The organism is Streptococcus sp. LYSM12 (assembly GCF_004569635.1).
Lineage (GTDB): Bacteria > Bacillota > Bacilli > Lactobacillales > Streptococcaceae > Streptococcus.
Window position 1 is genome coordinate 55,763 of record NZ_SPOZ01000017.1, and the last position, 10,625, is coordinate 66,387.

Sequence of the window (10,625 nt, forward strand, 5' to 3'; positions counted from 1 at the left end):
AAGGAGGAGCAATGGCTCTACCAACTATTGCCATCGTGGGGCGTCCTAACGTTGGAAAATCGACCTTATTTAATCGGATTGCGGGCGAGCGCATCTCTATTGTAGAAGATGTAGAGGGTGTAACCCGCGACCGTATCTATGCAACAGCTGAGTGGCTCAACCGCCATTTTAGTATTATCGATACGGGAGGAATTGATGATGTTGATGCGCCCTTTATGGAGCAAATCAAACATCAGGCAGAAATCGCCATGAGTGAAGCAGATGTCATCGTCTTTGTCGTCTCAGGCAAGGAGGGTGTGACAGACGCTGATGAGTATGTAGCGAAAATTCTTTATAAGACCAATAAACCTGTTATTTTAGTGATAAACAAAGTCGACAATCCTGAAATGCGTAATGATATCTATGATTTTTATTCTTTGGGATTGGGAGACCCCTATCCAGTATCATCTGTTCACGGGATTGGTACAGGAGATGTACTTGATGCCATTGTGAACAATCTACCAGTTGAGATAGAAGAAGAAAATTCAGACATGATTCGGTTCAGCTTGATTGGTCGTCCAAATGTTGGCAAATCAAGCTTGATTAACGCTATTTTGGGGGAGGAGCGTGTGATAGCTAGCCCCCTTGCGGGTACGACCCGTGATGCGATTGATACGGCCTTTACAGATAGCGAGGGTCAAGAATTTACCATGATTGATACCGCTGGTATGCGCAAGTCTGGAAAAATCTATGAAAATACTGAGAAATATTCTGTCATGCGTGCCATGCGTGCCATTGACCGTTCAGATGTGGTGCTCATGGTCTTGAATGCTGAAGAGGGGATTCGCGAGTATGATAAGCGGATTGCCGGATTTGCTCATGAAGCAGGAAAAGGGATGATAATCGTTGTGAACAAGTGGGATACCCTTGAAAAAGATAATAAGACCATGCAGAATTGGGAAGCAGATATCAGAGATCAATTTCAGTATTTGTCTTACGCGCCGATTATCTTTGTGTCTGCCCTAACCAAACAACGCCTGCACAAGCTACCAGCTATGATCAAAGAGATTAGTGAAAGCCAACAGACACGGATTTCATCTGCTGTCTTGAACGATGTGATGATGGATGCGATTGCGATTAACCCAACGCCGACGGATAAGGGGAGACGTCTCAAGATTTTCTATGCGACTCAAGTAGCTACCAAGCCTCCAACCTTTGTCATCTTTGTGAACGAAGAAGAGCTTATGCACTTCTCGTATCTGCGCTTTCTTGAAAATCAAATCCGCAAGGCCTTTGTCTTTAAAGGGACACCAATTCATTTGATTGCTCGTAAGCGGAAATAACCTTGATAGACAGCGAGAGGGCTAGCAGTTCCCACTCTTTATAGTCATTTCGTTTCTATTTTTATTACTTCGTTCACTCGTCTTGCTGTACCATTGAGAAAAGTTACACTTTTCTTATCTGTCACTTGAAATAGTTATCAACTATTTCAACTACCTGCGACTCCTTGCCTAGTACTAAAAATAAACCAAACGGCTATATCATCATCAAAAGGCACATCTTTTAAAGGTGTGCCTTTCTCATGCTTTCTAATTTTCCGTAACCATGGGACAATCATCAAGGTTCATCTCTTCGTCTGGGAAATTGATATCAATCACATATTTTTTACTCGTTCCCTGAACGGTTTTAATCTTCACATTCCATCTGGGATGAAATACCAAGTGTCCATTCTCCAGTTCAATCGTCAAATGGATTTCATCATAATTCTTTGAAAGAAAAGTGACTCTTCCCCTCTCTTCATCACAAAAACATGCCATTTCTGCATGGTACTGAAACTCAAATTCAAATAATGTAGCTGTTTTAAACATCATCTCTCTCCATCTATTTAGAAATAATATTGCCATTACCGTCTAAAGAGCCTACTCGTCAAGGACTTCTTTCGAACAATCTATATTACAAGTTTTGGAAAATACCCATTTTACTATAGGATAACACAATACCCTATTCAATACAAGTCTTTTTTGAAATCGTTTTTCTAAGTTAATAGATAGCTGGGCTCTTTTATGCCAATGCTATTTGTTTGCTGCCTTATTCTAATCAATGACTTTTTCAGATGATTCCAGCAATGACCATAGTTTCTACTTCAAACTATCCATGAGTGTTTCTACAGGCTTCGTCAGTAATCTTTTTTAGAGAAATGGTAGGGCAGTCTTTCTTTTCTGTAAAAATGACGGTAAGAGCAGAAGCATTATTGCTCAATCTATGCTATAATGAAGAGATAGCATAAAGGAGTATATATGGGTCGATTGATGCCAGGGTGGATTCGTCAAGAGGGAATTCTGCTCTATGAAAGAGGACAAGTAGCGTTTAAACAGTTAGAAGCTAGACAGCTCTTTTTTAAGATTGAAGAAGAGGATTTTTGCTTTTCTTTAGAAGAAACGAAGTTGTCTTGTAGCTGTGATGTTTTTCCCCAAAAGGGCTACTGTAAGCATCTGGCTGCGACTGAATATTTTTTGAAAAATGATGCTGAGGGAAAGCTCCTGGAAGAACAACTGTCTGCTGATAAAGAAGAGCACGAAGAAACGATCCGCAGAACTTATTTTGGCGGACTGTTTCTAGATGATCTGTTAGAGGGGATGCAAGAAGTCGGCATTCAGTATCATCTAGCAGTTGAAGGGCAGATAATGCTCTTTGACCACAATATTGATTGGACCTTGAAGATCCAGCGTGGTGCTGAACCAAGAGCCTATATTATCCGTGATATTGGTGCTTTCTTGCAGACCTTGAAAAAGGGAGGCTACTATCAGATTGGGAAGCAATACTATGAAAAGATTACCTTTGAGCAGTTTGATGCAGCTAGTCAAGACCTAGTGACCTTTTTGTGGCGCTTACTTCCTAGCAAGAAAGTGGAGAACTTGGAGATATTGGTTCACTATGGGCGCCATCTACGTCTGCCACTCTCTAATGTTGAAGAGGGGTTGGATGTTTTGAAACAACTGGAGTCTTTTGAGTTTCAATACGATATGAATACTTATACAGACTTGCAAGTGCTGCCATTTGATGCTCATGCTGACTGCTATTTCTTTGAAGTGGTGGTCCACCAATACATGATTGAGTTGCGGATTCACGAACAGCCTTTTCGGGAACTGTTCAAAGGGCGTTATCTATTAGTGGACAATCGCCTATACTATTTAGACAGGAAACAAGAGCAAATTCTAACGATGCTCAAGGCACTGATTCCAAATGAAGCTGGAGAGAAAACGATCCAATTTGATTTTCAGGATCAAGAACGTTTGGCTCTAAGTTTGTTAGAGTTACAGCGGGTCGGAAATATAAAGGCTCCCAAGCGTTTTATCATTCAAGATTTTCGACCTCAATTTGATTTTTCATTGCAAGCTGGGGGTGAGATGGAGCTGCGCTTAACCTTGGACTTTGACCATAGACAGGTGACGAGTAAAGAGGCTTTAAATCTCTTACCCTTTTCTTATCATTTCCAACATTTGGCGCAGGTAGAGAAAGTCATACAAAAAGCAGGGTTTCAAGGAGACTTTATTGCTCGGCATCCAAGGCTTCAGCCTGCAGAATGGTATGGTTTTTTCAGTCAGACCCTACCGACATTTCGCGCCCTAGGTCAGGTGGTGTTATCGAGTGAATTAGAAGAAATGATAGTTGATACGCAGCCGACAATCAGGGTGGAAACGAGAGGCTCCCTGCTTGATATATCCTTTGATTTTACAGGGATTGCCGAGGAAGAAATTGAACAAGCAGCAACTGCCTTATTGGAGGAAGCAACGCATTTTACCAGTCAGACAGGAAAGGTCTTGGTCTTTGATGAGGAAACAAGGCGTTTGAGTCAGACCTTGCAGAGTTTGCGTGCTCGATATCAATCAGCAGGACACCTATCACTTGATAGCTTAAGCTCTTACCAATTAGCCCAGACTTGGGCTGGAAAAGATGCGGTTCATTTTTCTAAGGATTTTCAACAAATGGTTTATGATTTGGCGCATCCAGAATCCTTTGAATTACCTGCATTACAACTGACAGCTGAATTGCGGGACTATCAGCGCTTAGGTGTGAAATGGCTATCTATGCTAGATCATCATGGTTTCGGTGGTATTTTAGCCGATGATATGGGATTAGGAAAGACCTTACAGACCATTGCTTTTTTAAGTAGTCATCTGAGAGCCGATGCAAAGGTCTTGATTTTAGCCCCGTCGAGCTTGATTTATAATTGGCAGAGTGAGTGCCAGACTTTTGCACCCGACTTGGATGTGGCAGTGGCCTATGGGAATAAGGAAAGGCGGGCGGAGCAGATTCGTGCAGGACATCAGATTATCATTACTAGCTACCATTCTTTCAGGCAGGATGTTGAGATGTATCAGCAGAATCGTTATGATTACTTGATTTTGGACGAAGCCCAGGTCATGAAAAATGCCCAGAGCAAGATTGCCCAGCTTTTGAGAGAGTTTGAGGTAGGAAATTGCTTTGCCCTTTCCGGTACGCCGATTGAAAATCAACTATCAGAATTGTGGTCTATCTTCCAAATTGTGCTACCAGGGTTATTGCCTAAGAAAACAAAATTTGCCAAATTGTCAGCCCAAGAAGTCGCGCGTATCATCAAACCCTTTGTCCTTCGTAGGAAAAAAGAAGATGTACTTCTGGAATTGCCAGATCTCCTAGAAATCAATGTCTTAAATGAATTGACTGATGAGCAGAAAGTGGTCTACTTGGCTCAGTTGAAGCAAATGCAGTCCACCATTATGGCTGCAAGCGAAGTGGAGATTCAACGCAAGAAAATGGAAATTTTGGCAGGCATTACTCGTCTCCGCCAAATTTGCGACACCCCAGGCCTCTTTATATCAGATTATAAGGGAGACAGTGGTAAGGTAGAGAGTCTGAGACAGCTCTTGGTTCAACTCAAAGAGGGCAATCACCGTACCTTGATTTTCTCCCAATTCAGCACCATGTTAGACATGATTGAGGGAGAGTTAGAGGCGCTAGGGATTACGAGCTATAAATTGACAGGTTCGACCCCAGCCAATCTCCGTCAAACAATGACAACTGCCTTTAATGCAGGGAGCAAGGATTGCTTTCTTATCTCTTTGAAAGCAGGTGGTGTAGGGCTCAATTTAACAGGGGCAGACAGCGTGATTCTGGTTGATCTATGGTGGAATCCAGCCGTAGAAGCCCAGGCCATTAGTCGTGCGCACCGCATGGGGCAAACAGAGAAAGTCGAATGCTACCGTCTGATTACCCGTGGGACTATTGAAGAAAAGATCCAAGCCTTGCAAGAAAGCAAGAAGCATTTGGTGACGACTGTTCTTGATGGCAATGAAAGTCGTGCTAGCATGACAGTCGAAGATATTCGGGAAATTTTGGGAATCTAAGAGTCCTTTCGTACTAGACAAAAGGAAAAAGATAGTCAAAGCACGTAAGGTATGATATAATAGTCGTTTGAAAGGAAGAGCGTATGGTGAGAATGCAGACAAGATTTCCCCTAGTAGCTGATGATGAGTTAATAGTGGGAGAAAATCCTGAAATGAGATTATACGATGAGGGTGACTTGATTAGTAATATCAAAGGACCTTATCAGGACAGGGAATTTGGACAAGAAGGAGCTAGTCAAGTTACTTCCCAATATAGCAGAGAAGAACGTGGAACAGAAGAAGCTTTGTTGCCACCGCTTTTTGAAGCAACTCCAAGTCCTTATTCTCGAAGAGATCGCTACCACAAGCCAACTTCTCAAGGAACAGTTGCACCACAAGCCAAGACGCAAGGGCAGTTGGCGCGCGAAACAGCGCGTGAAGATTTGAAGAAGAAGCGTTCGGCCTCTTATTTACATCCAGAAAAAAAACGCCATATCCTACCAGAAAAGCAGCCGATAACGGCTCCTTTGGTCAAACCGCCAGTATCTCACTTGACTGCCTTGGCTAATCGACTACAGCAGACAGAGTATATCTTGGCAGATATGCCAACGGTCTATTCTTTGCAAAAAGAAGATCGGGAACAAGAGGTGCCAGTCAAGAAAAATTCCTACGACTTTTTGAAGAAAAGTCAGGTCTACAATTACCCCGAACGCAAGGTTCAACGCGAGCGTCGCCTAGCACAAGAATTAAATCTAACACATATGGAAGAGGAATTGGAATGACAAAAACCTATCATTTTATTGGGATAAAGGGTTCAGGAATGAGTGCCTTGGCTTTAATGTTGCATCAAATGGGACACAAGGTTCAAGGAAGTGACGTTGAGAAATACTATTTTACTCAGCGTGGTCTTGAGCAAGCAGGGATTGAAATTTTACCATTTAGTAAAGCAAACATTACTGCTGATGTCGAATTGATAGCAGGAAATGCTTTTCGCCCAGATAACAATATAGAGATTGCCTATGCAGATGCTAATGGTTTCTCTTATAAACGCTACCACGAGTTTCTCGGTCAATTCATGCGTGACTTTACAAGTTTTGGAGTGGCAGGAGCACACGGAAAAACGTCAACAACAGGTCTTTTAGCACACGTCATGCGTAACATTACGGATACCAGCTACTTGATTGGGGACGGGACAGGGCGTGGTTCAGAAAATGCCCAGTATTTTGTATTTGAATCAGATGAATACGAACGTCATTTCATGCCCTACCACCCAGAATACAGTATCATTACCAATATTGATTTTGACCATCCCGATTACTTTACCAGTGTAGAAGACGTCTTTCATGCCTTTGATGATTATGCCAAGCAAGTGCAAAAGGGCTTGTTTGTTTATGGTGAAGATGAGCAACTGCGCCGTATTACAGCAACTGCACCGATTTACTATTACGGCTTTGGCGAAGACAATGACTTTGTAGCCTATGATTTGCAGCCATCAACGACGGGATCGCAATTTAAAGTCCGCCATGCTGGGCGGGAATTAGGTCAGTTCCAAATTCCGACCTTTGGTCGTCACAATGTCCTGAATGCGACAGCTGTTATTGCGAATTTGTTTGTTGCGGAATTTGATTTGAAGTTGGTAGCAGAACACCTCAAAACCTTTGGAGGAGTGAAACGTCGCTTTACGGAAAAGATTATCAATGGTACGGTGATTATTGACGACTTTGCGCATCATCCAACTGAAATTATTGCAACCATTGATGCGGCTCGTCAAAAATACCCAAGTAAAGAAATCGTGGCTATCTTCCAACCGCATACCTTTACGCGAACCATTGCCTTACTGGACGAATTTGCCCTTGCCTTGAGCGAGGCAGATGCGGTTTATCTAGCCCCGATTTATGGTTCAGCCCGCGAGACAGATAATGGTCAGGTCAAAGTTGAGGATTTGGCGGCTAAAATCACCAAAAAAGCTGGAATTATATCGCTTGAAAATACCTCCCCATTGCTCGATCATGACCATGCAGTCTATGTCTTCATGGGAGCAGGAGATATTCAGTCATACGAGTATTCATTTGAACATCTACTCTCCAATCTATCTCATAATGTTCAATAGGGAACAGAGGCTGGGACAATCGTGCCGGCTTCATCACGTTTTATAGCAGGGATGATTTGACGTATCTAGCAGATCAGATTGTTAGAGAAGCGAAGATAATAGAAACGTTGAGATGACGCCCTTGTTTTTTGACGACATGATTCAACCCTACCGAAGAATAAACAATATTTCCTATATGGAATAGGTGTGTAGTAGAAAGAGGAGACCATGCAGATTAGGTATACAAGGCCCGAGGATCTGGAAGAGATTCATACGATTGAAAGGGCTAATTTTAGTCCAGAAGAACAGATTGCAAAAGACGTTCTAAGCTTTTATCTAGAACACGAGTGCAAGACCTGCCTAGTCATGGAAGATGAGGGAAAAATAGCAGGCTACATCTTGACACTTCCGACCGGACGGGCAACCGTAACGGACGACTTATTTGGACGACTTGAGCCAATGGTGGGTTCGTTGCCGTACTTGGCCATTGTTAGCCTTTCGGTGGCAGAGGTTTACAAGGGACAAGGTGTGGGCACCTTGTTACTAGCAGCTATCAAGGAGCTTGCCGTCCAAGGAGATTATCGTGGAATTAGTTTAACGTGTAAAGACTATCTGTTGTCTTACTACGGGATGTATCAATTTGAAGAGTTGGGCATTTCTGAATCCCAGTTTGGCGGCAAACTGTGGTACGATATGTACTGGAAATGTCCATGATGTAATAGCCTGCTTGATTTTGTAGCGCTTTTAAGATATAATGGCTTGTAACTGTTTGAAAGGAGCTTTCTAGTGACAAAAGATGCACGTGAAAAGGATGTGCAATCTTCTAGTTTCCGAGATAAAATCTTACGCAAATTAGAAGAGAACAAAGGAACATCTGTTTCAGAAAGAGCTGATTTTCTTGCTGATACTTCAGAGTACCAATGGATGGAAGAGGACCTAGCAGATACAGTGGCTCTTTATCGCCCATCATTGACAGAAGCTGTTAGCAAAGACAAAGAATTATTGGAAGATACGCTTATCTCACCTGACACTAGTAGAAATTCTGAGGATACTCAACCTGATATGAAACGAAGACGGGACCGAAATCGGAAAGCGCAGGATACTGTGGCTAAACGAATTGTGAAATTTGTGATGACAGCTGTTATCCTCTTGTTGGTGCTTACGGGAATTGCCGTTTGCTTCTATCTCAAATCAAGTCTAGAGCCAGTAGATGCGCGGGCAACGGAAATGGTTCAACTAGAGATTCCCGAGGGTTCTTCTACAAAGGAGATTGCTCAGATTCTGGAAGAACACCAGCTGATTAAAAATGCAATGGTTTTCAATTATTATTCAAAACTAAAAAGCTATAACAACTTTAAAAGTGGGTTCTACAATTTAAGTCAGTCCATGTCTGTGGATCAGTTGGCCAAAGCTCTGCAAGAGAGCGGAACTGCGGTAGCGCAGGAGCCAATTGCAGGAAAAGTGTTGATTATAGAGGGATATACAATCAAGCAAATCGCTCAAGCACTCACAGATAATGTTCATACGTCTGATAAGGAAGATAAAACGCCATTCACCGAAGAAGCCTTTCTTGAAACCATTCAAAATGAAGAGTTTATCAATCGAATGGTGGCGACCTATCCAAAATTATTGGCAAGTTTGCCTGCTTCAAATAGCGGTGTCAGATATCGCTTGGAGGGATATCTGTTCCCAGCGACCTATGACTATTCGACAGATACAAGCATGGAAGAGTTGATTGAACACATGATCGCAGCCATGGATGATCGTCTCCAGCCTTACTACGATCAGTTAGCAGCTAAGGGTCTTGATGTTAACCAACTATTGACCGTGGCATCACTCGTTGAGAAAGAGGGAGCAACGGATGAAGATCGACGCAACATCGCTAGTGTATTTTTTAATCGCTTAAATATTGGCATGCCACTTCAATCGAATATTGCGATTTTGTATGCAATGGATAAGCTAGGGGAAAAGACGACCCTGAAAGAAGATACAACGATTGACACCACTATTGATTCCCCTTATAATATCTATGTGAATACTGGTTTGATGCCTGGTCCAGTAGATAGCCCAAGTTATTCTGCGATTGAAGCAACTTTTGCTCCCAACAAAACGAATCATTATTATTTTGTAGCAGATGTAACGACAGGCGCTGTTTACTTCGCTACAACAGGTGAAGAGCACAATCAAAACGTTGAAAAATATGTCAATAGTAAACTAAATAATTAGAGCAACCGCTCGGATAAAATTATGTGGTTTTCCGCATAATTTTGTTTTCATTACAGAATGTAAAGGAAAAGGAAGAAGAAAAAGAAGATGGCTGAAAAAACATATCCAATGACGATTGAAGAAAAGGAAAAATTGGAAAAAGAATTAGAAGAGTTAAAGCTCGTTCGTCGCCCTGAAATTATTGAGCGCATCAAGATTGCTCGCTCTTACGGAGACTTATCAGAGAATTCAGAGTACGAAGCAGCAAAAGATGAGCAAGCCTTTGTTGAAGGTCAAATCTCTATGATTGAAACCAAGATCCGCTATGCAGAGATTGTCAATAGCGATGCAGTAGCAGCAGATGAAGTGGCGATTGGTAAAACTGTAACAATCCAAGAAGTAGGCGAGACAGACGAAGAAGTCTATATGATTGTAGGAGCAGCAGGTGCAGATGCGTTCGCCAATAAGGTTTCAAATGAAAGCCCGATTGGACAAGCTCTCATTGGCAAGAAAACAGGAGACGTTGTCACTGTTCAGACCCCTGTTGGGAGCTATGATGTGAAGATTTTAACTGTTGAAAAAACAAAATAAGGCAACTTGACAGATAGAACGATAAAAGAGAGGGTGCGGATGTATCCTGCTTTTATTTTTGTAAAATGATGTACCAATATATTGATACATTATAGGCTTTTAGTATAGTCGTTTAGTTTATAAACAGTATTCTAAACTTTCATATACAGACTTTCCAGCTCTGAGTAGATTCCGAACCTTGTTTTTGAGATTAGCCCAATATTGTTCAATCGGGTTAAGTTCAGGAGAATAGGGAGGTAATGGAAGAAAATAATGTCCCTTGGCTATAGCAAGCTTATCCAATTTCGCTTTAGGATGGAAGCTGGCATTATCCATCACAATAAGATGTGGCTCTGACAAAGAGGGTAAGAGCTGTTTATCAAACCATTTGGTAAAAAAGGCGCTCGTCATACTGT

9 protein-coding genes are annotated in these 10,625 nt (G+C 42.1%); 7 read left to right on the forward strand and 2 right to left on the reverse strand.

Features of this window, described 5'->3' with window-relative positions; translation table 11 throughout:
- Nucleotides 1-11: 11 nt before the first annotated feature.
- Complete coding sequence (gene der, locus E4T79_RS06835; RefSeq protein WP_135028895.1) at nt 12-1,322, forward strand: ribosome biogenesis GTPase Der; 1,311 nt, start codon at nt 12-14, stop codon at nt 1,320-1,322.
- A 246-nt stretch (nt 1,323-1,568) separates the two neighbouring features.
- On the opposite strand, the gene E4T79_RS06840 is transcribed toward der, so the two are convergent.
- Nucleotides 1,569-1,850: a hypothetical protein gene (locus E4T79_RS06840; RefSeq protein WP_135028897.1), complete on the reverse strand. Its 282-nt coding sequence runs from the start codon at nt 1,848-1,850 to the stop codon at nt 1,569-1,571.
- 426 nt (nt 1,851-2,276) lie between these two features.
- Between E4T79_RS06840 and E4T79_RS06845 the strand changes: the two genes are divergently transcribed.
- From E4T79_RS06845 to greA, 6 genes are all read left to right on the forward strand, one after another.
- On the forward strand, nt 2,277-5,366 hold the full coding sequence (locus E4T79_RS06845; RefSeq protein WP_135028899.1) for a DEAD/DEAH box helicase: 3,090 nt from the start codon (nt 2,277-2,279) through the stop codon (nt 5,364-5,366).
- Nucleotides 5,367-5,458: 92 nt separating this feature from the next.
- Entirely contained in the window at nt 5,459-6,127 is a 669-nt protein-coding gene (locus tag E4T79_RS06850) for a hypothetical protein (RefSeq protein ID WP_228063810.1), read from the forward strand.
- Nucleotides 6,124-7,455 (forward strand): UDP-N-acetylmuramate--L-alanine ligase, encoded by a 1,332-nt coding sequence (gene murC / locus E4T79_RS06855; protein WP_135028903.1) that lies wholly within the window; start codon nt 6,124-6,126, stop codon nt 7,453-7,455. Before E4T79_RS06850 ends, murC begins: the two co-directional genes overlap by 4 nt.
- 207 nt (nt 7,456-7,662) lie before the next feature.
- Nucleotides 7,663-8,148, forward strand: coding sequence for a GNAT family N-acetyltransferase (locus E4T79_RS06860; RefSeq protein WP_135028905.1), 486 nt, complete (start codon nt 7,663-7,665; stop codon nt 8,146-8,148).
- Between the two features lie 72 nt (nt 8,149-8,220).
- Nucleotides 8,221-9,660 carry an endolytic transglycosylase MltG gene (gene mltG, locus E4T79_RS06865; RefSeq protein WP_135028907.1) on the forward strand — a complete coding sequence of 480 codons (1,440 nt, stop codon included), beginning with the start codon at nt 8,221-8,223 and terminating at the stop codon, nt 9,658-9,660.
- 87 nt (nt 9,661-9,747) lie between these two features.
- Entirely contained in the window at nt 9,748-10,230 is a 483-nt protein-coding gene (gene greA / locus E4T79_RS06870; protein ID WP_135028909.1) for a transcription elongation factor GreA, read from the forward strand.
- A 117-nt stretch (nt 10,231-10,347) separates the two neighbouring features.
- On the opposite strand, the gene E4T79_RS06875 is transcribed toward greA, so the two are convergent.
- On the reverse strand, nt 10,348-10,625 hold a 278-nt coding region (locus E4T79_RS06875), incomplete at its 5' end, for a transposase (RefSeq protein WP_194183800.1).

Excerpts from the sequence above, each read along its gene's own strand:
- der (WP_135028895.1), top strand. The coding sequence starts at position 12 with ATGGCTCTACCAACTATTGCCATCGTGGGGCGTCCTAACGTTGGAAAA.
- E4T79_RS06840 (WP_135028897.1), bottom strand. The coding sequence starts at position 1,850 with ATGATGTTTAAAACAGCTACATTATTTGAATTTGAGTTTCAGTACCAT.
- E4T79_RS06845 (WP_135028899.1), top strand. The coding sequence starts at position 2,277 with ATGGGTCGATTGATGCCAGGGTGGATTCGTCAAGAGGGAATTCTGCTC.
- E4T79_RS06850 (WP_228063810.1), top strand. The coding sequence starts at position 5,459 with ATGCAGACAAGATTTCCCCTAGTAGCTGATGATGAGTTAATAGTGGGA.
- murC (WP_135028903.1), top strand. The coding sequence starts at position 6,124 with ATGACAAAAACCTATCATTTTATTGGGATAAAGGGTTCAGGAATGAGT.
- E4T79_RS06860 (WP_135028905.1), top strand. The coding sequence starts at position 7,663 with ATGCAGATTAGGTATACAAGGCCCGAGGATCTGGAAGAGATTCATACG.
- greA (WP_135028909.1), top strand. The coding sequence starts at position 9,748 with ATGGCTGAAAAAACATATCCAATGACGATTGAAGAAAAGGAAAAATTG.